Here is a 22975-nt window from a genome sequence, read left to right as displayed (position 1 = left end):
GACGCTATGGCCGGGGGGTTGCTCGGCCATGTCCTTACTGTTTCTGCCGTGTTACGACCCACTCTGGCTGCTCTTTCATGCCGGTGAGGGTCGGTGTGGCGCCCCGTCGAGCCGTCTGTCGTCCCCGTTCGGACGATACCCACCCGGGCCGTCCGGTAACGCCGATCGACGTCCCCGTCGCCCGGGTTTCCGTCCCGACTAGCCTTGGCTGCTGTGAGCATGTCCCATCGCCCGGTGCCGCCCGCCACCGACCCCGACTTCACCCCGCCCGGTCTGGGCCGCCGTTTCGGCGCGCTGGTGATCGACTGGGTGCTCTGTCTGCTGGTGTCGAACTTCTTCGCCGACCCGGTGACCGACGGCTGGGCCCCGGTGCTGGTGCTGGTCGTCGAGTACGCCTTCTTCCTCGGCCTCTTCGCCCAGACCCCGGGCATGTACGTCACGCGGATCCGCTGCCTGTCCTGGGCCGACGGGGGCCGGATCGGCATCGGCCGGGGGCTGCTGCGCGGTCTGCTGCTCGCCCTGGTCGTGCCGGCCCTGATCATGGACGACAAGCGCCGGGGCGTCCACGACCGGCTGGCCGGCTCGGTGATCGCCCCGGCCCCTCCTCGCCCGGCCGCCCGCTGACCGCGTCGACGTTCTGCGTCACCGGTAACGACGACGGCGCCCCGCCGAGGGTTCACCTCGTGCGGGGCGCCGTCGGTGGACGGTGCGGGGCGGGCTCAGCGCCCCCGCGTCTGGCGGAACTGGCCCTTGCTGGGGCGCATGTTCTTCGGAATGGCGCCCTTCGGCAACTGCGGACGGGCGGTGAGCGCCTTGAGGCGCTTGTCGAGCGAGTTGACGTCCTTGCCGCTGAGGTTGCGGGGCAGCCGCATCAGCGTCATGCGCAGCTTGCGGATCGGCAGTTCGCCCTCCTCGGTGCCGATCATGTAGTCGTAGAGCGGGGCGGTGCCGATCACCTTCGCCAGCCGGCGCTTCTCCTGGCCGAGCAGGCCGCGTACCCGCTGCGGGTTGCCCTCGGCGAGCAGGATCACGCCGGGACGGCCGATGACCAGGTGCACCATGTCCATCTGGGTGGTGGAGCTGACCGCCGGGGTGACCCGCCAGTCACCGCGCATGTTCTCCATGATCGAGGCCGCCGCGCCGGGCTGCCCCTCGGCGGCGTTCATCATCGCCCGGTTGGACCGGAGGTTGAGCACGATCAGCACGGCGAGCAGGGTGAGCAGGATGCCCAGCGGCAGCCAGAGCCAGCCCCAGAGGATCACCGCGACCACGGTCAGCGCGAGCGGGATCAGCACCGCGCCGGTGACCAGCGGGGCGAACCACCGGTCCTGCTTGGCGGTGAACTTGAACACCATCCCGATCTGCTTCAGCCGCTGGCCGAACGAGACCTTCTCCTGGGGCTTCGCCATGGCGCAAAGTGTAGTGGTCGCCGTACCGGCCGATCACCACGGTCGGCAGCCCGCGCGTACGGCTCAGTCGACGGCGCGGCGGGGGAGGACCGGCGCGGCCCGTCCGGTGCCGTGCCGGCCGTTGCCGGATCCGTCGGTCGTCTTCTCCTCGTGGTACTCCTCCTCGACGTTGACCGCCCAGATGTCGTGTCCGGCGTCGTCGAGGATGTTCTCCGCGGTGAGCATCGCGGTGAGCATGGAGTGGTCCTGGTTGTTGTAGCGGTGCATGCCGTTGCGTCCGACCGGGTGCACGTTCGGCACCGCCTCGGCCAGCCACTGCCGGATGGTGTCGACGGCCTGCTCGTACCCCTCGTCGTAGACCGGGTACGCCTTCGGCATCCGGACCACGTAACCGGTGCGGACCGCGCCCGGCGTGACCAGACCGAGTCGCTCCAGCTCGGCGGTGCCGAGGGCGACGAGATCCTCGTCGGTCGAGGTCCACAGGTCGTCGCCCTCGTTGACGAAGTACTCCAGGCCGAGGCAGGTCGTCCCGTCCTGCACCAGGTACGGCGACCAGGAGCCGAAGTTCTGGATCCGGCCGACCCGTACCCCCGGGGTGTGTACGTAGATCCAGTTGTCCGGGAAGCCGGCGTCCGCCGGCACCACCAGGGCCACGGTGAGGAAGTCGCGGTGGCGCAGCGCGTCGGCGGCGGCCCGGACGTGCGCGGGGGCCGGTGGGTCCATGGTGCGGACCAGCTCGGAGATCGGCATGCTGGAGACGACGTGGTCGACCTCGATCCGGCGCTGCCCCTCCGGGTCGGCGACGGTCACCGCGACCGCGCGTCCGCCGGCCCGGTGCACCGTCCGGGCCCAGGTGTTCAGGGTGACCGTCCCGCCGGCCTTGGCGACCAGCTCGGCGCAGCGCTCCCACATCATCCCCGGCCCGTACTTCGGGTACTGGAACTCCTCGATCAGGCTCGTGATGTCCTTCTGGTTGCGCTTCGGCAGCAGCGCGTTGCGCACCGCGCCGGCCAGTGAGAGGTTCCGGATGCGCTGGGCGGCCCAGTCGGCCTGCAACTCGGTGGCCGGCATCCCCCAGACCTTCTCGGTGTACGTCTTGAAGAACATCCGGTACAGCCGGGTGCCGAAACGGGCGGAGACCCATCCCTCGAAGTGGCTCTGGTCCTTCGGCGGTCGCACCCGGGTCCAGACGTACGACCCGACGCAGCGCACCGCCTCGACCACGCCCAGGTTGCCCAGGGCGTTGCCGGCGCGCAGCGGGTAGTCGAAGAGCCGGCCCCGGTAGTGGATCCGGCTCATCCGGGGCCGGAGCAGGAAGTCGCTGTCCGGCAGGATCTCGTGCCAGAACTCCTCGACCCGGGGCACCTTGGTGAAGAACCGGTGCCCACCGATGTCGAACCGCCAGCCGTCGCGCTCGACGGTGCGGCTGATGCCGCCCACCACGTCGTCGGCCTCGAAGACCTCCACCGGCGCGTTACGCCGGGTCAGCTCGTAGGCGGCGGTGAGACCGGCGGGGCCGGCTCCGATGACGATGGTGTGTGGCGTGGCCATGAGATAAATCCATCACCTTCGACGTGCGGCGGCAACCGTCAAATCGAAGGGTGGGACGGCATGGCCGTGGGCGGGACGCGCGGAATCTAGCACGCCGTCGCGGTGCGTGTCCGTCCCGACACGGTGGCGTGGCGGGCCCGGGCGGGGTCAGCCGACCGGGCTGGCCGCGCGCGCGTCGAGGGCCTGACGGTAGAGGCGGCCGGCCCGGTACGACGAGCGCACCAGCGGCCCGCTCATCACCCCGGCGAACCCGATCTCCTCGGCCTCCTCGCGCAGCTCGACGAACTCCTCCGGCTTGACCCAGCGCTCGACCGGGTGGTGGCGCGGGGTGGGGCGGAGGTACTGCGTGATGGTGATCAGCTCGCAGCCCGCCTCGTGCAGGTCGCGCAGCGCCTGGGAGACCTCGGTGCGCTCCTCGCCCATGCCGAGGATCAGGTTGCTCTTGGTGACCAGGCCGGCGGCACGCGCCTGCCGGATCACGTCCAGGGAGCGCTCGTAGCGGAACGCCGGGCGGATCCGCTTGAAGATCCGGGGCACCGTCTCGACGTTGTGCGCGAGCACCTCCGGCCCGGACCCGAAGACCTCGGCGAGCTGGTCGGGCACCGCGTTGAAGTCCGGGATCAGCAGCTCGACGCCGCAGCCGGCCTGAAGGGCGTGGATCTGCCGGACCGTCTCGGCGTAGAGCCACGCGCCGCCGTCGGGCAGGTCGTCCCGGGCGACGCCGGTGATGGTCGCGTACCGCAGCCCCATCGTGGCCACCGACTCGGCGACCCGGCGCGGTTCGTCGGCGTCGAACTCGGCCGGCTTGCCGGTGTCGATCTGGCAGAAGTCGCAGCGCCGGGTGCACTGGTCACCGCCGATGAGGAAGGTCGCCTCCCGGTCCTCCCAGCACTCGTAGATGTTGGGGCAGCCGGCCTCCTGGCAGACGGTGTGCAGCCCCTCCCGGGAGACCAATCCCCGCAGCGACGTGTACTCCGGCCCCATCTTGGCCTTGACCTTGATCCACGGTGGCTTGCGTTCGATCGGCGTCTCCGCGTTGCGTGCCTCGATCCGCAGGAGGCGCCGCCCCTCGGGGGCGACGCTGGCGGAGCGCGGAGCCTGGGCGGTGGTCGGCGCGGACTGCTCGATGGTCACGCAACCGAGCCTACGCCCGCTGGCGCCTGTCGATGCACTTCGGGCGACCGGGGTCACGCCGCCGGGTACGTGAGCCCACTCACCGCCGTGCCGCCGGAAAAACGCTGTCGGCGCTGCCTGGCCGGCGGTAGCGTGCCCACCACGAGCGACGACGGAGCCGAGTAGCGCCCGCCGAGCCAGTGCAGAGAGCCGCCGAAGTGCTGCGAGGCGGTCTGGTGACGGTGCGTGAAGACCCTCCCGAGCTGCGGGAAGAACGGTGGCGGGGTGACCCCCGCGCCCAGTAGACCCCGCCCGGCTGGCCCCGGTGAACAGGCGACGAACGAGGCTCCCGCCCACGGCGGGAGCGAAGGTGTGGTGGCACCGCGAGGTTCCCGCTCGCCCACACCTCCCTGGGGATCGCGTTGCGATTTGTCGAGGAGGTAACCAGCGTGCAACGCATCCTTTCCGCCCAACTTCCCGCCCATGTCGGCACGACCGTCCGGATCGCCGGCTGGACCCACCGCCGCCGGCTGCTCAAGTCGGTGGCCTTCCTGATCGTCCGCGACGCCACCGGAACGGCCCAGGTGGTGGTCACCGACCCGGCCGCCCGCGCGGCCGTCGAGGCGTTGACCGAGGAGACCGTCGTCGAGGTGGTCGGAACGGTCACCGCGAACCCGGCCGCCCCCGCCGGGGTCGAGCTGACCGACCCGGCGGTACGCCTGCTCGGGCCGCCGGCCGTACCGCCGGGGTTCGACCTGTTCCGGCCGACCCTGACCGCGAGCCTGCCGACGCAGCTCGACCACGCGCCGGTGGCGCTGCGTCACCCGCGCCGGTCGGCGGCGCTGCGCGTCTCGGCGGCGGCGGTCGCCGGGTTCCGGGCCGCCCTGGACGCCCGGGGCTTCGTGGAGATCCACACGCCGAAGATCGTCGGCTCGTCGACCGAGAGCGGGGCGAACGTCTTCGCCCTGGACTACTTCGGCCGGCCGGCGTACCTGGCCCAGTCGCCGCAGTTCTACAAGCAGCTCATGGTCGGCGTCCTGGAACGCGTCTACGAGGTCGGTCCGGTGTTCCGCGCCGAGCCGCACGACACCGCCCGCCACCTGGCCCAGTACACCTCGCTCGACGCCGAGCTGGGCTTCGTCACCGACCACCGGGACGTCATGACCGTGCTCCGGGACACCCTCGCCGGGCTGCTCGGCACCGTCGCCGACCGGGCCGGATCGGCGTTGGCGCTGCTCGACGTGAGCGTCCCGGAGGTGCCGGTGGAGATCCCCGCCGTGCACTTCACCGAGGCGCTGACGATCGCCGGCGCCCCGGCCGACGAGCCGGACCTCGCGCCGGCGCACGAGCGGACCCTGGGGGAGTGGGCCCGGCACGAGCACGGTTCCGACTTCCTCTTCGTCACCGGGTACCCGATGGCGAAACGCCCCTTCTACACCCACCCCGACCCGGCGCGGCCGGGCTACTCCAACGGGTTCGACCTGCTGTTCCGGGGCGTGGAACTGGTCACCGGCGGGCAGCGGCTGCACCGGCACGCCGACTACCTGGCGGCGCTGGCCGCCCGGGGCGAGCCGGTCGAGCCGTACGCGGACTACGTCGCGGCGTTCCGGCACGGCATGCCCCCGCACGGCGGCTTCGCCATCGGTCTGGAACGCCTGGTGTCCCGCCTGGTCGGGGCGGCCAATGTCCGGGAGGTCACCGCGTTCCCCCGCGACCTGCACCGCCTCACCCCCTGAGACGGTGAGCGCCGCCCGGGTGGGGTGGGGTGGGGTGGTAGCAGGGGACCCTTGTTACCGGATTTTGCCGAGGAAGGGTCCCCTGCAAACACCTGAGCCGCAGCGCGGCCCAGCAGCAGCGCGGGAGAACGGGGGTGACGGGTCAGGCGAGCAGGGTGCCCAGGTGCCGCTCGACCACCGGGAGCGCGTCGGCCACGGTGATCGGGCGGCCCAGCTCCGCGCTGAGCGAGGTGACGCCCGCGTCCCGGATGCCGCAGGGCACGATCCGGTCGAAGTGCGTCAGGTCGCAGTCGCAGTTCAGCGAGAAGCCGTGCTGGGTGACGCCCCGGGAGACCCGGATGCCGATCGCGGCGACCTTGCGGGCCGGGCCCCGGTCGTCGGCCGGCACCCACACGCCGCTGCGTCCCTCCATCCGGCCGGCGGTCAGCCCGAACTCCGCGCAGACGTCGATCAGCAACTGCTCGGTCCGGCGGACGTAGGCGACCACGTCCACCGGATCGGGCAGCCGCACGATCGGGTAGCCGACGAGCTGCCCCGGCCCGTGCCAGGTGATCTTGCCGCCCCGGTCCACGTCGATCACCGGGGTCCCGTCCATCGGGCGGTCCCAGGGCTCGGTGCGCTTGCCGGCGGTGTAGACGCTCGGGTGCTCCAGCAGCAGCACGGTGTCGGGGCTCTCGCCGGCCACCACCGCCTCGTGCAGCCGGCGCTGCTCGTCCCAGGCGGCCTGGTAGTCGAGGAGGCCGGCGCGGACCGTGGTCAGGCCGGACGTCGTCGTGGTCACGCCGTCCAGCGTAGTACCGGCCGGACCCGTCGAACCCGGTGAGCCGGCTCACCACCGGCCGGCATCCGGCGCACGCTGCCCGGTCCAGGCGCCTGGCCGGCTCGTGCTGCGGTGCAGGCAGCTGGTCGACGCACGCTGTCGGTTCAGGCACCTGGCGGCTCGTGCTGCGGCGCAGGCACCCGGGCGGCGCACGCTGCCGGTCCAGGCACCCGGGTCGGTTCAGGCGGTCGGCGGGACCTTCCAGAGCCAGACGTCGCGGACCCGCTGCGGGGGGCCGAGCAGATCGGTGGCCGCCCGTCGCAGCGCCTCCTCGTCGAGGTCGTACTTCGCGCCGTGCACCCGGTCGGCGAGGACGACCGCCTCGACCCGCCAGTGCCGCAGGTCGGCGCGGACCATCTCGCGGGTTCCCTCGGTGATGATCGGCACCCGTCCGGTCCGTCCGGCCTGGTCCATCAGCGAGTCGAAGGTACGCGGCACCGGCCCGATCCGGCCCCGTCCGTCCGGTCCGCCGGGGCCGAGGAAGAAGCCGGCCGGAAGGGCGAACTCACCCTGCCGGTGGGCGAGGGCGTACGCCTGCCAGCGCTGCCCGTCCGGGGTGACGTCCACGGTCAACGGAATGGGGGTCAGCACCCCGCCGGGGGAGACGTGCTCGCGCCACGCGCCCGAGGTGACGAACTCCGGGATCGGCTCCCGGGCGATGGTCAGCAGCGGGGTGGGCAGCAGCGGCACCAGCGCCAGCGCGTACCCGACCGCCCAGGCCAGCCCGGCCGACCGGCGCCGGGGCGGATCGGTACGGAGCCGGTCGACGGTGAACGCCAGCAGCAGCCCGATCACCGGCGCGACCACCAGCGCCAGCCGGGCCGGCAGCGCCGCGTTGATCACCGGAAGTCGGCCCAGCCACTCGAACGGCAGCGGGATCCCGGTCCGCTCGCCGTCGACGACGGCCTGCGGCCCCCAGGAGAGCACGGTGAACACCACGGCGGTCACCCCGAGCGCGAGGAGGGTGGCCCGGCGGGTGGCGGCGGCATGCCGCCAGAGGAAGACGAAGCAGGCCAGGGCGAGCAGCAGCAGCGGGGCACCGAAGAACGAGTTCTCCTCGGTCGGGTTCGGGGCCAGCGAGGTGCCGAGGCCGGCCTCGCCCGCCACGGACCGGCGCGGGTACGCCAGGTAGGCCGCCATGTCCTCGGAGTGGACCACCGGGTCGAACCCGGTGCCGTGGAACCGCTGCGGGCCGGCGAAGTGCAGCCAGAGCGGATACGCCAGCAGCACCCCCGCGACCACGGCGGTGACCGCGGTGCCGCGCAGGAAGTCCGGCAGCGCGGCGCGTACCGTGGCCCGGTTCGCCGGGTGCGCCGCCCAGACGGCCAGGAACACGACGAGGGCGAGGGCGGTGAAGAACAGCCCCTCGGCCGCGATCGAGAAGGCGACCGCGACCAGCACGCCGAAGATCACCCCGTTGCGCAGCCAGCGCCCCGGTTCCCGGAGCGCGAACAGCCGCCAGACCAGCAGCGGCACCAGCCATCCGGCGGACCAGTTCAGGTGGGCGTTGGCGTGCGACACCATGCCGGGGGAGAAGGCGATCACCAGCGCCCCGACACCGGCGGCGAGCGGGGTGCGGACCAGGTGCCGGGAGAGCAGCCAGTACCAGGCCAGCGCGGTGGCGGCCAGGTTGAGGGTGAGGATCACCAGGAACGTCGCGGGCGGACCGATCAGGTACGTCAGCGGCGCGAACACCGCCGCGTACACGGTGATCGAGGTGTTGACCGCGAGGTTGACCCCGTCCGGGACGTTGAGCAGGTACGTGAAGAGCGGGTTGTCGCCGTGGGTGAGCGCGTGCGCGCCGAAGGCCAGCAGCCACTCGAAGAGGGCCTGGTCGCTGGAGTTGACGGTGATCGCCCGCCCGTTCGGGTCCCGCCAGAGCCCGCTGGTCACCCAGACCGCCAGGGCGAGCGCGACCAGCACCATCACCAGGTCTGCCCGGCGGCTCCGGGTCGGGGCGGGCGACGGTGCGGGCGGCCCGGTGAGCAGGGACGGGGAAGTCGGCACGGAGCGGACGTTACCAACCGTCTGATGACAGACCGGCCGGACACGGAACCTCCGGGAGCCCGCGTACGTCCACACTTCGGCAATCGTGAATGTGTTAACGGTCGCCATGTCACATCTTCGTCATCCCGGCGTAACGTCGCGGCAATTCAAGTGACTCAGTTCACACCCTGGAGGCCGCCGTGCGTCGACCCCCGTCCGTCCTCTCCCGGCTGGCCGCCGCGCTGGCCGGAGCCGTCCTCGCCGTCACGGCCGCCGCCGTGGCCGCCGCGCCCGCACAGGCCGCCAGCCTGACCCCGGTCACCGGCTTCGGTTCCAACCCCGGCAACCTCGCCATGTACGCCTACCGACCGGACGGGCTGCCCACCAACGCCCCCGCCGTGGTGCTGCTGCACGGCTGCGCGCAGAACGCCACCGGCTACTTCACCAACTCGGGCTGGCGCAAGTTCGCCGACCAGTGGCGGTTCGCGCTGATCCTGGCCGAGCAGAAGTCCGCCAACAACTCGACCTCCTGCTTCAACTGGTTCGAGACCGGCGACACCGCCCGGGGCCAGGGCGAGGCGCTCTCCGTCAAGCAGATGGTCGACCACGCGAAGGCCAACTACGGCACCGCCGCCAACCGGGTGTACGTCAGCGGCCTCTCCGCCGGCGGCGCGATGGCCGCCACCATGCTCGCCGCGTACCCGGACGTCTTCGCCGGCGGCTCGATCGTGGCCGGCGTACCGTACCGCTGCGCGACCAGCATGATCAACGCGTTCTCCTGCATGAACCCCGGCGTCAACAAGACCCCCGCCCAGTGGGGCGACCTGGTCCGCAACGCCCACCCCGGCTACACCGGCGCCCGGCCGAAGGTCGCCGTCTGGCACGGCACCGCCGACTACACCGTGGCCACGGCCAACGCCACCGAGTCCCGCGACCAGTGGACCAACGTGGCTGGCCTCTCCCAGACCCCGGGCAGCACCACCAACCTGCCCGCCGGCACCACCCTGGAGACCTACGGCGACGACCGGGTACGCGTCTACCGGGTCTCCGGCATGGGCCACGGCACCCCGATCGACCCGGGCAGCGGCGCCGAGCAGTGCGGCACCGCAGCCGCGTACTTCCTGGACACCATCTGCTCGGCGTACCGGGACGCGCTCTACTTCGGCCTGAACGGCTCCGGCGGCCCGGCCCCCAGCCCGACCGCGACCGCCGGCCCCACCCCCACCCCGACGCCCACGGCCGCGCCGACCTGCGTGACCGCCAGCAACTACGCCCACGTCACCGCCGGGCGGGCCTACCACTCCGGTGGGTACGCCTACGCGACCGGCTCCGGGCAGCGGATGGGCCTCTACAACACGTTCAGCAGCGCCACCCTCAAGCAGACCGCCCCGAACCACTGGGTCGTCGGCTGCTGACCTGCCCGAGATGCTTCCCGGCGGCCGAGGCGGTGGCACGGGGCTGAGGTGGTTACCGGCGGCTGAGGTGGTTGCAGGGGACCCTTCCTACCGCTTTTTGCCGAGGAGGGGTCCCCTGCAACCAAACAAACCCGGGCGCGCGGGCGCGCACAACCGGAGCGGGGCGCAGGGCGCGGGGCGGATGTGCGGGGGACGTCTACCCGTGCAGGGCGGCGTGCAGGGCGCCCGGCAGGTCCGGGTGCCGGAAGGTGAAGGCGGCACGGTAGGGGCGGCCCGCCCGGGTCAGCACCCCGGGCAGGACCCGGGTGCTGGTCAGGGCCTCCTGGGCGAAACCGCCCAGCGCGACCTTCAACGCCAGCGCCGGGATCGGCATGACCGCCGGCCGGTGCAGTTGCCGGGCCAACTCCCGGGTGAACTCCGCGTTCCGCACCGGGTTCGGGCCGACGACGTTCACCGGGCCGGCCACGTCGGCCCGGTCGAGCAGGAAGATCACCGCGTCGAGCCAGTCGACCATGGAGATCCACGGCACCCACTGCCGGCCGTTGCCGAGCTTTCCGCCGACCCCGAGCCGGAACGGAAGGAGCTGCGGCTTGAGCAGCCCGCCGTCGCGGTGCAGCGGCAGGCCGGTGCGCAGCCGGACCACCCGCACCCCGGCGTCCTCGGCCGGGCGGGTCGCCGCCTCCCAGACGCGGGCGACGTCGGCGAGGAATCCCTCACCGGCCGGGGCGTCCTCCTCCACGACCCGGTCGCCGGTGTTGCCGTACCAGCCGATCGCCGAGGCGTTCAGCAGCACCGCCGGGCGGTCCTCGGCGGGCAACCCGGCAATGGTGATGGCGAGCGTGCTCGTGGTCTCCACCCGGCTCGACCGGATCAGTGCCCGGTACGCGTCGTTCCACCGCTTGTCGCCGACCCCCGCGCCGGCCAGGTTGACCACCGCGTCGGCCCCGGCGACCACCGCCGGGTCGAGCTGCGCGGCCCCCGGATCCCAGCGCACCTCGTCGGGGCCGCGTGGTGGGCGGCGGACCAGTCGGACGATCTCGTGACCGGCGTCGGCGAGCCGGGCGGCCAGTCGGGTGCCGAGAAAGCCGGAGGCGCCGGCCATGAGGATCCGCATGCCCTATCTTCACCCGGAACGAGGCCGGGGGCGCGGTCACCCTGATCATCCCACCCCTGACGACGCTCCCGGTGGCGGCGGGCAGCGACCGCCGGGCAGTGGCGGGGCGCGGTCAGGGGACGCCGTGGTGGGTGCTGCGGACCTCGTACAGCTTGGGGTCGCTCTGCTCGACGAGCGCGCCGATCTCGGCCAGGTGCGGGCGGGCCTCGGGCATCCGGAGCATCGCCTCGAAGTGCCCGGCGCTGGCCCACTGGGCGTAGTTGACGACGCGGGTGCCGTCCTGGCTGGCGTGCACGTTGGCCGACCGGAACCCGGGCACGGTGGCGAAGAACACCCGGGTGGTGCGATCGAGGGCGGCGACCAGTTCGGCCTGTCGCCCGGGCGCCACGGTGAACACGTTGATCAACGTGACCAGGTCGGCGTCGGTGCTGATCACGGTCTGCGGGGTGATCGACATCGTTCGTCCTCGTCAGCCGGGGGTGTCGGTCGGGAGGGGACGGCCCAGCGGGCTCTCCCTGCCGGGCGCACCGCGACGCTGACGATCACCCTAGTGGACGCCTGTCCACGCCACCTCCGCGTCCGATCGCCCCTCCACCCCTTCTCGAGTGTGGATCGCGGTGGGAGAAGACGCCGAAGGGGCGCCCCGGTGAACCGGGACGCCCCTTCGGTGACAGGGTCAGGACAGGCCGAGCTCCGCCTCGAAGTTGCCGGCCTCCAGGCGCTCCTTGACCGCGACCAGGAAACGGGCCGCGTCGGCGCCGTCGATCAGCCGGTGGTCGTAGGAGAGGGCCAGGTAGACCATCGACCGGACGGCGACCACCTCGCCCAGCTCCGGGTCGTTCACCACGACCGGACGCTTGACGACCGCACCGGTGCCGAGCATCGCCGACTGCGGCGACGGCACGATCGGGGTGTCGAAGAGGGCACCCCGGCTGCCGGTGTTGGTGAGGGTGAAGGTCGCCCCGGCGATCTCGTCCGGGCTGATCTTGTTGGTCCGGGTGCGCTCGGCCAGGTCGGCGATGCGCTTGGCCAGACCGCCCAGGTTGAGGTCACCGGCGTCGTGCACGACCGGCACCATCAGGCCCCGCTCGGTGTCCACCGCGATGCCCAGGTTCTCGGACTTCGGGTAGGTGATCGTGCCGGCGTCGAGGTCCATGCTGCCGTTGACCACCGGGTACGCCTGGAGCGCCTCGACCGCCGCCAGCGCGAAGAACGGCAGGAAGGAGAGCTTCACGCCGTGCCGCGCCAGGAAGGCGTCCTTGGCCCGGGCCCGCAGCTTGGCGACCTTGGTGACGTCCACCTCGACCACGGTGGTGAGCTGCGCCATCTCGTGCAGCGACTCCTGCATCCGCTTGGCGATGACCGCGCGGATCCGGGGCATCTTCTCGGTGGTGCCCCGCTTGGCGCTCGGCTGCGCCTTCGGCTGGGCCGGGGCGGCCGGAGCCTGCGCCGGGGCGGCGGCGGGCGCCGGAGCCGCCTTGGCGGCCTTGGCCTTCTCCACCGCGTCCAGCACGTCCTGCTTGCGGATCCGGCCACCGACACCGGTGCCGGTGACCGAGCCCAGGTCGACACCGTGCTCGGCGGCCAGCTTGCGCACCAGCGGGGTCACGTAACCGGCGGCCTCCTCGCCGCCGCCCTGCGCCGGCGCGGACGGACGCTGCGGGGCGGCAGTCGGGGCGGCCGGGGTCGCCTGCTGCTCGGCCTTGACGGGCTGCGCCGCCTTCTCGGCCTCGGCGGACGGCTCGTTGTAGGACAGGCCCGGAGTCGGCTCCTGAGCGGCCGGCTCGGCCTTCGGCTCCGGCTTCGGTTCCGGCTTGGCCTCGGCCTTTGGTTCCGGCTTGGCCTCGGGCTCGGGCTTCGGCTCGGGCTTGGCCTCGGCCGGGGCGGCACCGGCCGCGCCGACCACCGCCAGGGTGGCGCCGACCTCGGCGGTCTCGTCCTCGGGGACCTTGATCTCCAGCAGGGTGCCGGCGACCGGCGACGGGATCTCGGTGTCGACCTTGTCGGTCGAGACCTCCAGCAGCGGCTCGTCGACCTCGATGCTGTCACCGACCTGCTTCAGCCAGCGGGTGACCGTACCCTCGGTGACGCTCTCGCCGAGCGCGGGCATCTTCACCGGGGTGCCCTCGCCAGACGGGGCCGGAGCGGCCTCGGCCTTCGGCTGCTCCTGCTCCTTCGGCTGCTCCGGCTCGGGGCCGGTGCCCTCGGCCGCGGCGGTCGGCTCGGCCTTCTCCGCCGGGGCCTCCTGCTCCTCCTGCGGCGCGCCCGCGCCGCCGCCGGCCTGCTCGCCCTCACCGGCGATGACGGCGAGTTCGCTACCGACCTCGGCGGTCTCGTCCTCGCCCACCACGATCCGGCTCAGCACGCCCGCCGCCGGGGACGGGATCTCGGTGTCGACCTTGTCGGTCGAGACCTCGAGCAGCGGCTCGTCGACCTCGACCGTGTCGCCCTCCTGCTTGAGCCAGCGCGTGACGGTGCCCTCGGTGACGCTCTCGCCGAGCCGGGGCATGGTGACCGATACCGGCATCTTTCAAGACTCCTTCGTAGCCTGGGTACGGATCCTCGCCCGCTTGCCGCCGGACGTCGCGGATGTGGGTGTGGTCAGGCGTGTGCGTGCAGCGGCTTGCCCGCCAGGGCGAGGTGCGCCTCGCCGAGGGCCTCGTTCTGGGTCGGGTGGGCGTGCACGAGCTGCGCCACCTCGGCCGGGTAGGCCTCCCAGTTGTAGATGAGCTGCGCCTCGCCGATCAGCTCACCGACCCGGGCGCCGACCATGTGCACGCCGACCACCGGTCCGTCCTCGACCCGGACCAGCTTGACGAAGCCCGTGGTCTTGAGGATCTGGCTCTTGCCGTTGCCACCCAGGTTGTAGTTGTAAGTCTTGATCTTGTCAGCCCCGTACTGCTCCTTGGCCTTGGCCTCGGTGAGGCCGACCGAGGCCAGCTCCGGGTCGCAGTAGGTGACCCGGGGGATGCCCGCCTCGTCGATCACGGTGGGGTTCCGGCCGGCGATCTCCTCGGCGACGAAGATGCCCTGCTGGAAACCGCGGTGCGCGAGCTGGAGACCGGGGACGATGTCGCCGACGGCGTAGACGTTCGGCACGCCGGTGCGCAGCCGCTCGTCGGTCAGGACGTACCCGCGGTCGATCTTGACGCCCTGCTCCTCGTACCCGAGGTCGGCGGTGACCGGGCCACGGCCGACCGCGACGAGCAGCAGCTCGGCCTCGACGGTCTCGCCACCGGCGATGGTGACCTTGACGCCCTTCTCGGTCTTCTCGACCTTCTCGAAGGGCTTGCCGACCTTGAAGTTGATCTTCCGCTTGCGGAACGCCCGCTCCAGCGCCTTCGACGACTCCTCGTCCTCGGCGGCGACCAGTCGGGGCAGCGCCTCGATGATCGTCACGTCCACCCCGAAGGACTTCCAGACGCTGGCGAACTCGACACCGATCACGCCGCCGCCGAGCACGATCGCCGACGCGGGCACCCGGTCCAGGGTCAGCGCGTGGTCGCTGGTGATCACCCGCTCGCCGTCGACCTCCAGGCCGGGCAGACTGCGGGCGTACGAGCCGGTGGCCAGCACGACGTTACGGCCGGTGTACCGCTTGCCGTCGACCTCGACGACGTTCGGCCCGACCAGCCGGCCGGCGCCGGACACGAAGGTGATGTTCTTGGAACCGCCGACCAGACCCTGGAGACCCTTGTACAGGCGGGCGACCACACCGTCCTTGTACGAGTTGACGCCGGCGATGTCGATGCCGACCAGCTCGGCCTTGACACCGAACTGCTCCGACTCGCGGGTGCTGTCGGCGATCTCCGCCGCGTGCAGCAGGGCCTTGGTCGGGATGCAGCCGTTGTGCAGGCAGGTCCCGCCGAGCTTGCCCTTCTCGATCAGGGCGACCTTGAGGTCCAGTTGGGCGGCGCGCAGCGCCGCCGCATAGCCGCCGCTGCCTCCTCCGAGGATGACAACGTCGAAGGTCGCGTCGTTCGGCTCGCTCACACTCAACTCCCAGGTCGCGTCGCTGCTACGAGGGTCATGCCAGGAAAAGGGCATACTCGCCTCGGTCATCTTGTCACCTGCCCTCGCAGGGCGCGTACTGAGGTGCTCAACGACACGTCGAGGACACGTACGCTTGGCGGAAGCCTTCTCAAGACGGCGGGTGGAGGGGATGGCCGGTGGCCCTGTTCCGACGACGACGCAAGCCCAGCGGTGGTGACTCGGGTCCGGGACGCGCGGCCAGTCGCGCCGACCTCGAACACCTGGAGAACTTCGTACGGACCAGACGCGGGGTCGAGGCGTTCATCGAACCGCAGACCACCGTCACCGAGACCACGGTGATGCTGATCGCCGACGACGGGGAGTGGACCCGTCGCCGTATCGACTCGCCGGAGAACGCCCGCCGCTTCGCCCACCGGCTCGCCATCCCGATCTACGACGTGCGCCTGGTCGGGTACCCGCAACGGATGCGCGACTTCAACGAGCGCCGTAAGCGCCGTCCCGAGCTGTACTGAGGCACCGGTCGTGCCGGCCCTGCCCGGCGGCGGCGCCCCGGGCGAGCGCCGGGCGGCGTCTTCGGGTGTGTGGGGCGGTGCCCCGGGTGTGTGCAGGGGTCCCCTGTTACTCGAAAAGCGGTAACAGGGGACCCCTGCTACCACCTCAGCCCTCGGTGGCGATGTCCTCGACGAGCTGGACGAGGGTCCGGACCGGCACGCCGGTGCCGCCCTTGGTCCAGTAGCCGGTCGGCTCGCCCGAGTGGTAGCTCGGACCGGCGATGTCGATGTGCGCCCAGGCCACGTCGTCGGTGACGAACTCACGCAGGAACGTGCCGCCCTGGAGCATGTGCCCGGCGCGGTCCATCCCGGCGTTGACCTGGGAGATGTCGGCCACCTCGGAGTCCATGCCCTTGCGCACGTCGTCCGGCAGCGGCATCGGCCAGGCCGGCTCGCCGACCGCGTCGCCGACCGTCCGCACCCGCTCGCAGAGCTCCGGCGTGCCCATCACCCCGGCGACCCGCTTGCCCAGCGAGATGACCTGCCCGCCGGTCAGCGTGGAGGTCTCGAAGAGGTAGTCGCAGCCGTCGGCGCAGGCCCGCGCCATCGCGTCGCCCAGGACCATCCGGCCCTCGGCGTCGGTGTTGAGCACCTCGACCCGCTTGCCGTTGAACATGGTGATCACATCGCCCGGCCGGTACGCCGTGCCCGACGGCATGTTCTCCGCGATCGGCACGTACGCGTTCACCGCCACCGACGGCTTCAGCGCCGCGACGGCCAGCATGGTCGCCGCGACCGCCGCCGCGCCGCCCATGTCGGACTTCATCTCCCACATGCCCTGGGACGGCTTGATGGAGATGCCGCCGGTGTCGAAGGTGATGCCCTTGCCGACCAGCGCGACCCGCTTGCCGGTGGCCCCGCCCTCCGGGGTGTAGGTGATCTTGACCAGGCGCGGCGGGGCCTCCGAGCCCTGCCCGACCGCGATGATGCCGCCGTAGCCCCCCTCGGCCAGGGCCGTCTCGTCGAGCACCTCGACGGTCAGGCCGGCCGCCCGGGCGGCCTCGGCCACCGTGTCGGCGAAGGCCGGCGGACGCTTGTCGTTGGGGGCGGTGTTCACCCAGTCCCGGCTCAGCCGGACCGCGCCCGCCACGGTGGTCGCGCGGACGATCTCCGCCTGCGCGGTGGCGTCCGCGGCGTCCGGCACCGACACCAGCACCTCGGCCACCGGGTCCCGCCGGGTCGGCTGCGGCTTGGTCTTGTAGCCGGCGAACCGGTAGCCGCCCAGCAGCGCGCCCTCGGCGACCGCGCGCAGCGCCGCCGGGGCGTCCGCGTCGTCCGGCAACGGCAGGCTCAGCGCCACCCGGGGGGCGCCGGCCAGCGCCCGGACCACCGATCCGGCGGCCCGGCGCAGCGTCTCCGGGGCCGGGGCGGCACCGGTCGGCTCCGGACCCAGCCCGACGGCGGCGACGAGCGGCGCGGTGATCGTGCCCAGCGTCGCGAGCTTGATCACCTCGCCGGGAGCGCCGGTCGCGCCGAGCAGCGCCAGCGTCTCGGTCAGCTTGCCGTCGAAGGCGGCGGCGATGCTCTCCGCGCCGCTGCCGAGGAGCAGGGCACCGGCGGGGCCGCTGGTGGCGTCCTCGCCGGTCTGACTGTGCACACCGATCACGATCGCGTCGACGGCAAGCTCGGCGGGGTCGGTGTCGACCAGGCTCAGGGTGGTGCTGGGCGATGTCACTGAAGCTACTCCGGGCGGGCCGGGCCGGTCGCGGGTTGCGTCCGGCGGTGGGGGTCTCCGGGGGCAACCTACCCGCCGGGGACAGGGCTGTCCCGCCCGTTGATCGGGCGAGTCCCGCCGATGCTAACCAGCGGCGCGGTCCCCGGTAAGTTGCCCTCATGACCGACGTGACCTCCGACGTGACCGCGACCCGGCCGCGTCGTTCCCCGCTGCACGAGCGGCACACCGCCGCGGGCGCGAAGTTCGCCCCCTTCGGGGGCTGGGAGATGCCCCTTGAGTACGCCGGCGGCGGCGTGCTCAAGGAGCACACCGCGGTCCGGGAGGCCGTCGGCGTCTTCGACGTGTCGCACCTCGGCAAGGTGCGGGTGACCGGCCCCGGCGCGGCCGGGTTCGTCAACTCCTGCCTCAGCAACGACCTGGACCGGATCGGCCCCGGCCGGGCGCAGTACACGCTCTGCTGCGACGACGCCACCGGCGGCGTGGTCGACGACATCATCGCCTACCTGCACGACGACGAGCACGTCTTCCTCATCCCGAACGCCGCGAACACCGCCGAGGTGACGCGCCGGCTGCGCGCCGTCGCGCCGCCGTCGGTCACGGTCACCGACGAGCACGAGGCGTACGCCGTGCTGGCCGTGCAGGGCCCACGGTCGGCGGAGCTGCTGGCCGCCCTCGGCCTGCCCACCGGGCACGACTACATGAGCTTCTCCACCGCCACCCTCGACGGGGTGGAGCTGACGGTCTGCCGTACCGGCTACACCGGCGAGCTCGGCTACGAACTGGTGGTGCCCGCCGCGCACGCGGTCGCGGTCTGGGACGCCCTGTTCGCCGCCGGGGCGGAGTTCGGGTTGCGTGCCTGCGGCCTGGCCGCGCGGGACACCCTGCGCACCGAGATGGGGTACCCGCTGCACGGGCAGGACCTGTCGCTGGACATCACCCCCGTGCAGGCGCGGTGCGGCTGGGCGGTCGGCTGGACCAAGCCGGCCTTCTGGGGGCGGGACGCGCTGCTGGCCGAGAAGGCCGCCGGTCCCCGCCGTACCCTGCGGGGTCTGGTGGCGGTCGACCGGGCGATCCCCCGTGCCGGCATGGCCGCGCACGTCGGCGACGCCACCGTCGGCACGGTCACCAGCGGCACCTTCTCGCCCACCCTCAAGCAGGGCATCGCCCTGGCCCTGCTCGACACGGCGGTGAACCTGGCCGACGGCGACGAGGTGGAGATCGACGTCCGGGGCCGCCGCGCCCGGATGCGTGTCGCCCGTCCGCCCTTCGTCGACCCCTCGGTCCGCTAGCCCGTCCCGCCGGCCCCCGCCGACGACGGGCGGGGGTCAGTGGGGGCGGTCGCCGGAGTCGAGGACCGCCTGGGTCCAGCCGCCCTCGAGAACGCCGGTGGGGCCGAGCAGCGCCCAGTCGACGACGTCGGTCGCCTCCACCACGATCGGGGCGCCGATGCGGACCTCCGGGTCGTTCGTGGCGTCGCTGGCGCTGGTGCCGGCGAGCCGCTCCGGGGTCTCCCAGGAGGTCACCGCCGCCCAGACGAACTCCGGACCGTCCTCACCCGGCAGGCCGTACTTCACCACGAGCTGCGTCTCGGCGGGCAGCGCACCGGCCAGGAACCGGGCCCGGACGTCCGGCAGCCCGGCCCGGGCGGTGGCCACCGCCTTCGACATGGCGTCGCCCCGGCGGGCGTACCGCACGTCGGGCTGGATGCCGGCGAAGAGCGTGGCGCACGCCGAGGCGAAGTAGCGCCCGGGCGGTCCGGGGTTGCCGGCCGGCGGGTGCAGGCTGAGGAACGAGTCCGCCTCCGGATCCGTCGCCGGGTCCAGCTCCAGCCGCAGCAGCACCGGCGCGGTCGCGCCGTGCTGTTCCGGGTTGCCGTACGCCACCGCGATGTCGTGCCCGGTCACCGTGCTCAGCACCGGAAGCGGGACGAACGCCGGCACCTCCTCGCCGGCCAGCCCGTCGGTCCAGGTGCGCAGCAGCCGGCGGGCCACCCCGGTCAGCACCGCCCCCCAGGCACGGGTGAGGTGGTCCGGCACGCCCTGGGTCTGCAACTCCAGCAGCCCGAACCGACGCAGCCCCTTGGTGGTGAACCAGAGTCCGTCGGCGTCCGAGGAGTACGGCACCAGCACCCAGTCGACCAGGCGGACCCGGCCCTGCTCGTCGGGGAGCGAGCGCAGCGCGGTCGCCGGGTCGAGGAACTGCAACCCGAAGACGTCCACCACGTCGCCGTCGACGCTTTCGGCGACGGCGGCGGCCACCGCCCGGGCCGCCCACTCGTGGGCCGGCGGCCACCCCGGCCGGTACTCGGCCCGGACCACCACCACGTGCGTCGCCTGGGCCAGCCGCTCCAACTGCTCGCGGGTCGCCCCGAACGCGGTCAGCAGGTCCGGCGGGAGCGCGGGGAACTCGTCGATCGGTCGGGTGTCCACGCTCATCAGCGGGCTCGCCAGCATCTGCCGGGCCAGCCCGTACACCGGTTCGGCCAGCCGCCCGGCCAGCGCCGTCACCGCCGTCCGGGTGGACACCCTCGGCAGGCCGCGTATCGGCACCAGGTACGTCGCGGTCAGCGTCTCCGGAACCGGAACGGGCAGGAAGTCGTCCGTGATGAGCAATTCGTCCCCCATCGCCGCGCCGGGTGCTGTCGGGGAAGAACGCTACCCGGCATGGTGAGTCGTCCTCAGCCGGACAGCACGACTCCCAGGTAGACCACCGTCGTGGCGACCTCCACGTTCGCGCCGAGCACGTCGCCGGTGATCCCGCCGAGCCGGCGTACCAGGTGGCGCAGGAGCAGCAGCACGGCGGCGAGCGCGACGGCGACGGCGAGTGGCCCCTGCCACGGGCGACCCGGCACCGCCGCGAGCGCCGGCAGCGCGACGGCGACCGCCCCGACCGCCACCGCGACCGGCCCGACCGTGCCGGCCACCAGCGCGCCGAGTCCCTCCGGGCGGGCCGCCGGCACACCGCGACGACAGGCCAGGGTGACCCCGAACCGGCCGGCGGCGGTCGCGGTGACGACCGCCGCGAGCGCCGCCGGCCACGACCGGGCGGCCAGCTCGGCGAGCACCGCGCTCTGCGCCAGCAGGACGAGGACCAGCGCGGCCACCCCGAACGGCCCCACGTCCGGCTTCTTCATGATCTCCAAAGCGGCGGGACCCCGCCGGTACGAGCCGAGCGCGTCGACCGTGTCGGCCAGCCCGTCCAGGTGCAGGCCCCGGGTGAGCAGCGCGCCGCAGCCGACCGTCACCACCGCGGCGACCAGTGGCGGGGCCACCGTGGCCAGGCCGAGCAGCACCCCGCCCAGGACCACCCCGAGCACGGCCCCGACCAGCGGCGCGACCGCCATCGCCGTGCCGGCGGCGGCCCGGTCCACCCGACCGGGACGCACCGGCGCGGTGGTGAACGTGGTGACCGCCAGCCGCAGGCCGGCTCCGAGCCGGGACTCAGCCGGCACGGCCGACACCGGGTGCGGCCCGCATCCCGCCCGACCGGCCCGGCGGCGGCCCGGCCGGTGTCACGCCGGGCCGGTGGAACCGCGAACGACCGGCGGGTCGGGGTGGCGGCGGTGTGCCGGTCGGTCGGGACGGTGGCGGCGCGCCGGCCGGACGGGTCGGCGCCGGCGTGCCGGGCGGGCGGTTCGGCGGCTCAGCCGGCATGCCGGTCGGGAGCGTCCGTCCGCTCCTCGTCGTCCGAGCCGGTGGTGGCCGGTCCGGGGCCGGCCGGCTCCGGCTCGGCGAACTCGGGCGTCTCCTCGTCGGCCGGTTCACCGGCGGGGCCGGCGTCGTCCTCCCGGGCGGGGAGCGCGGCGGACAGCGCCAGCACCGAGCGCAGCAGCGGCAGCGCGGCCAGGGCGTTCGCGCCCTCTCCGAGGTCGAGCCGCAGGTCGAGCAGGGGGGAGAGGCCGAGCACGTCGGCGGCGAGCCGGACAGCGGGGTGCCCACCGTCGTCGGGCAGCAGGCACCAGTGGCGGGCCTGCCCGGCCAGGTCCCGGCTGACCATGCCGGCCGCCACGCCCACCGGACCGTCCAGCAGCACCGGCAGTCGGCGGGCGGTCGCGCCGAGCAGGATCCCGGTGGCCACCGCGATGTCACCGCCGCCCAGCTCGGTCAGGACCGTCTTCGCGTCGCGGGACGCGTGGCGGGTCCGGTGCAGGGCGTCGCGGACCGTCGCGCAGCGGGTCATCCACGCCGTGTCGTCGACCGTGCCGTCACGGACCACCCGGCCGAGCACGGCCGGCGGTTCCGCCCCCGCCGTGGCGGCCAGCACCGCCGCCGCGGCGGCCTCGGTGCCGGCGCCGCAGGCGGCCAGCACCAGCAGGTGTACGCCCGCGTCGGCGGCCTCCTCGGCGAGGCGCCAGCCGTGCCGCAGCGCCGACTCGACCGCCTCGGCGGTCAGCGCCGCCCCGACCTCCATCGGCGCGGCCGTGGGGGCGTCCACCACCTGGAGGGTCGCGCCGTTCTCGGCGGCGAGGCGGGCCAGCACCCCGACCCCGGCGCGCGCCTGCGCGGCCCGGCGGGCCGACTCGTCGACGGTCGACCCGGCGGAGGCCCCGCCCTCGTGGTCACCGTGCAGCAGCAGGACCCGTACCGGCCCCCACGGCTGCGGGGTGGGCGTGCCCTGGGTGGCGGCGGCGAAGCCGACCACCCGCTCCAGGACGCCGAGACCCGCCCCCGGCACGTCCCGGGTGGCGAGGCGTTCCACGGCCTGCGGGCCGGCGTACTCGTCCGGCAGGGGCAGTTCCATGCCGCTCTGGATGACCAGGCCGGTGGCGACCATCGGCAGGGTCATGGTCGGCGCGGCCCAGCCGGCGCCGTCCGCCGGTCGCGCGGCGGGCGGGACACCCGGGGTGAGCACCTCGGGCAGGGCGGCTTCCGTCAGCGGAGCGCCACCGCCCGGGGCGGCGGTGACCGGCGCGTCCGGTTCCGACGGGCCCGCCTGCGTCGGGATGCCCGCCCGGTGCCCGTTCGGCGCGGCCGGGTCCATCGGGACCGGATCGACCAGGGACGGGACGGGCGGCGACCCGGCGGCGCCGGCCGACGGGGCGTCGGACCGCTTCAGCCAGCAGGCCTGCCCGGCCACCACCAGCGCCACCGCGTCGCAGGCGTCGGCGACGGCCCGGTTGGCCGACCCGAGCGCGTCGGCGAAGGCCCGCCCGAGCGGGGTGGTCGGCACCAGCGACAGCCCCACCTCCGGGCTCACCAGCACCAGACGCGCCGGGCAGGCCCGGACCGCCTCGGCCAGCTCGGCGATGGTGACCGTGTCGTCGGCCGGCTGGTGGGCCGGGTCGAGCAGCACGGTCACCCAGCCGCCGAGGTCGTCCACGAGCAGCGTCTCGTGCGGCTGCGCCGAGGCGAGCACGTCGGCCAGCCGGCGCGGGTCGTCACCGGTCTCCTCGGTGGTCCAGGTCTCCGGGCGACGGCTGCGGTGCGCCGCCAACCGGGCCGCCCACTCGGCGTCGTCGGGGTCCCCGCCGGTCGCGGTCGCCACGTAACGGACCGTGACCGCGTCGGCCACCAGTGCTTCGGCGAACTCGGACTTGCCGGACCGGATACCGCCGAGCACCAGGACCGTGTTGCAGCCGTCTACGGACATGCCCGTACCTTAGGCCACCGTTC

18 protein-coding genes are annotated in these 22975 nt (G+C 73.4%); 5 read left to right on the top strand and 13 right to left on the bottom strand.

Translation table 11 applies throughout. The features are described 5' to 3' along the window. The first annotated feature begins 219 nt into the window (after window positions 1-219). The gene (locus QSK20_RS02325; protein ID WP_285787191.1) at window positions 220-624 is read left to right on the top strand and encodes an RDD family protein; all 405 of its coding nucleotides are present in this window, start codon (window positions 220-222) and stop codon (window positions 622-624) included. A gap of 95 nt (window positions 625-719) precedes the next feature. Here QSK20_RS02325 and QSK20_RS02320 read toward each other — a convergent pair whose 3' ends face one another. From QSK20_RS02320 to lipA, 3 genes are all read right to left on the bottom strand, one after another. Continuing rightward, the gene (locus tag QSK20_RS02320; protein WP_285786859.1) at window positions 720-1409 is read right to left on the bottom strand and encodes a DUF4191 domain-containing protein; all 690 of its coding nucleotides are present in this window, start codon (window positions 1407-1409) and stop codon (window positions 720-722) included. A gap of 63 nt (window positions 1410-1472) precedes the next feature. After that, the gene (locus tag QSK20_RS02315; protein WP_285786858.1) at window positions 1473-2960 is read right to left on the bottom strand and encodes an NAD(P)/FAD-dependent oxidoreductase; all 1488 of its coding nucleotides are present in this window, start codon (window positions 2958-2960) and stop codon (window positions 1473-1475) included. A gap of 147 nt (window positions 2961-3107) precedes the next feature. Next, a complete protein-coding gene (lipA, locus tag QSK20_RS02310) occupies window positions 3108-4151 on the bottom strand; it encodes a lipoyl synthase (protein WP_285786857.1) in 1044 nt (347 codons plus the stop codon). A 371-nt stretch (window positions 4152-4522) separates the two neighbouring features. Between lipA and aspS the strand changes: the two genes are divergently transcribed. Then, complete coding sequence (aspS, locus tag QSK20_RS02305; RefSeq protein WP_285786856.1) at window positions 4523-5809, top strand: aspartate--tRNA(Asn) ligase; 1287 nt, start codon at window positions 4523-4525, stop codon at window positions 5807-5809. A gap of 142 nt (window positions 5810-5951) precedes the next feature. On the opposite strand, the gene lipB is transcribed toward aspS, so the two are convergent. Together lipB and QSK20_RS02295 are read right to left on the bottom strand one after the other, a co-directional pair. Then, the gene (gene lipB, locus QSK20_RS02300; protein WP_285786855.1) at window positions 5952-6590 is read right to left on the bottom strand and encodes a lipoyl(octanoyl) transferase LipB; all 639 of its coding nucleotides are present in this window, start codon (window positions 6588-6590) and stop codon (window positions 5952-5954) included. Between the two features lie 219 nt (window positions 6591-6809). Continuing rightward, window positions 6810-8636, bottom strand: coding sequence for a DUF6311 domain-containing protein (locus QSK20_RS02295; protein WP_285786854.1), 1827 nt, complete (start codon window positions 8634-8636; stop codon window positions 6810-6812). Between the two features lie 179 nt (window positions 8637-8815). On the opposite strand from QSK20_RS02295, the gene QSK20_RS02290 reads away from it, so the two are divergent. Continuing rightward, window positions 8816-10030, top strand: a complete 1215-nt coding sequence (locus QSK20_RS02290) for an extracellular catalytic domain type 1 short-chain-length polyhydroxyalkanoate depolymerase (RefSeq protein WP_285786853.1) — start codon at window positions 8816-8818, stop codon at window positions 10028-10030. A gap of 196 nt (window positions 10031-10226) precedes the next feature. On the opposite strand, the gene QSK20_RS02285 is transcribed toward QSK20_RS02290, so the two are convergent. The 4 genes from QSK20_RS02285 to lpdA all read right to left on the bottom strand — a co-directional run bounded on the left by QSK20_RS02285 (window position 10227) and on the right by lpdA (window position 15191). Then, the gene (locus QSK20_RS02285; protein ID WP_285786852.1) at window positions 10227-11144 is read right to left on the bottom strand and encodes a TIGR01777 family oxidoreductase; all 918 of its coding nucleotides are present in this window, start codon (window positions 11142-11144) and stop codon (window positions 10227-10229) included. Window positions 11145-11256: 112 nt separating this feature from the next. Next, window positions 11257-11601 (bottom strand): antibiotic biosynthesis monooxygenase family protein, encoded by a 345-nt coding sequence (locus QSK20_RS02280; protein WP_285786851.1) that lies wholly within the window; start codon window positions 11599-11601, stop codon window positions 11257-11259. 219 nt (window positions 11602-11820) lie between these two features. Next, entirely contained in the window at window positions 11821-13671 is a 1851-nt protein-coding gene (gene sucB, locus QSK20_RS02275) for a 2-oxoglutarate dehydrogenase, E2 component, dihydrolipoamide succinyltransferase (protein ID WP_285786850.1), read from the bottom strand. Between the two features lie 74 nt (window positions 13672-13745). Continuing rightward, window positions 13746-15191, bottom strand: a complete 1446-nt coding sequence (lpdA, locus tag QSK20_RS02270; protein WP_172900399.1) for a dihydrolipoyl dehydrogenase — start codon at window positions 15189-15191, stop codon at window positions 13746-13748. Window positions 15192-15313: 122 nt separating this feature from the next. Here lpdA and QSK20_RS02265 point away from each other — a divergent pair, with 122 nt between their 5' ends. Next, complete coding sequence (locus QSK20_RS02265; RefSeq protein WP_088982797.1) at window positions 15314-15649, top strand: hypothetical protein; 336 nt, start codon at window positions 15314-15316, stop codon at window positions 15647-15649. A gap of 145 nt (window positions 15650-15794) precedes the next feature. Here the strand turns inward: QSK20_RS02265 and QSK20_RS02260 are convergent, their stop codons facing one another. Beyond that, window positions 15795-17363, bottom strand: coding sequence for a leucyl aminopeptidase (locus QSK20_RS02260; protein ID WP_285786849.1), 1569 nt, complete (start codon window positions 17361-17363; stop codon window positions 15795-15797). A 158-nt stretch (window positions 17364-17521) separates the two neighbouring features. On the opposite strand from QSK20_RS02260, the gene gcvT reads away from it, so the two are divergent. Then, a complete protein-coding gene (gcvT, locus tag QSK20_RS02255; protein WP_285786848.1) occupies window positions 17522-18652 on the top strand; it encodes a glycine cleavage system aminomethyltransferase GcvT in 1131 nt (376 codons plus the stop codon). A 36-nt stretch (window positions 18653-18688) separates the two neighbouring features. On the opposite strand, the gene QSK20_RS02250 is transcribed toward gcvT, so the two are convergent. The 3 genes from QSK20_RS02250 to QSK20_RS02240 all read right to left on the bottom strand — a co-directional run bounded on the left by QSK20_RS02250 (window position 18689) and on the right by QSK20_RS02240 (window position 22952). Then, complete coding sequence (locus tag QSK20_RS02250; RefSeq protein ID WP_285787190.1) at window positions 18689-19975, bottom strand: DUF2314 domain-containing protein; 1287 nt, start codon at window positions 19973-19975, stop codon at window positions 18689-18691. A gap of 65 nt (window positions 19976-20040) precedes the next feature. After that, a complete protein-coding gene (gene cobS, locus QSK20_RS02245) occupies window positions 20041-20814 on the bottom strand; it encodes an adenosylcobinamide-GDP ribazoletransferase (RefSeq protein ID WP_285786847.1) in 774 nt (257 codons plus the stop codon). 191 nt (window positions 20815-21005) lie between these two features. Continuing rightward, on the bottom strand, window positions 21006-22952 hold the full coding sequence (locus tag QSK20_RS02240; protein ID WP_285786846.1) for a bifunctional adenosylcobinamide kinase/adenosylcobinamide-phosphate guanylyltransferase: 1947 nt from the start codon (window positions 22950-22952) through the stop codon (window positions 21006-21008). Window positions 22953-22975: the final 23 nt, after the last annotated feature.

The organism is Micromonospora sp. NBRC 101691, assembly GCF_030269285.1.
Classification (GTDB): domain Bacteria; phylum Actinomycetota; class Actinomycetes; order Mycobacteriales; family Micromonosporaceae; genus Micromonospora; species Micromonospora echinospora.
Note: the sequence above shows the minus strand (reverse complement) of the source record. Positions and strands in the feature narration are given on the sequence as shown.

What these genes read in the sequence shown, in the direction of transcription:
- QSK20_RS02240 (WP_285786846.1), bottom strand. Translation starts at nt 22,952, where the DNA reads ATGTCCGTAGACGGCTGCAACACGGTCCTGGTGCTCGGCGGTATCCGG.
- QSK20_RS02315 (WP_285786858.1), bottom strand. Translation starts at nt 2,960, where the DNA reads ATGGCCACGCCACACACCATCGTCATCGGAGCCGGCCCCGCCGGTCTC.
- gcvT (WP_285786848.1), top strand. Translation starts at nt 17,522, where the DNA reads ATGACCGACGTGACCTCCGACGTGACCGCGACCCGGCCGCGTCGTTCC.
- QSK20_RS02280 (WP_285786851.1), bottom strand. Translation starts at nt 11,601, where the DNA reads ATGTCGATCACCCCGCAGACCGTGATCAGCACCGACGCCGACCTGGTC.
- sucB (WP_285786850.1), bottom strand. Translation starts at nt 13,671, where the DNA reads ATGCCGGTATCGGTCACCATGCCCCGGCTCGGCGAGAGCGTCACCGAG.
- QSK20_RS02285 (WP_285786852.1), bottom strand. Translation starts at nt 11,144, where the DNA reads ATGCGGATCCTCATGGCCGGCGCCTCCGGCTTTCTCGGCACCCGACTG.
- lpdA (WP_172900399.1), bottom strand. Translation starts at nt 15,191, where the DNA reads ATGCCCTTTTCCTGGCATGACCCTCGTAGCAGCGACGCGACCTGGGAG.
- QSK20_RS02320 (WP_285786859.1), bottom strand. Translation starts at nt 1,409, where the DNA reads ATGGCGAAGCCCCAGGAGAAGGTCTCGTTCGGCCAGCGGCTGAAGCAG.
- QSK20_RS02325 (WP_285787191.1), top strand. Translation starts at nt 220, where the DNA reads ATGTCCCATCGCCCGGTGCCGCCCGCCACCGACCCCGACTTCACCCCG.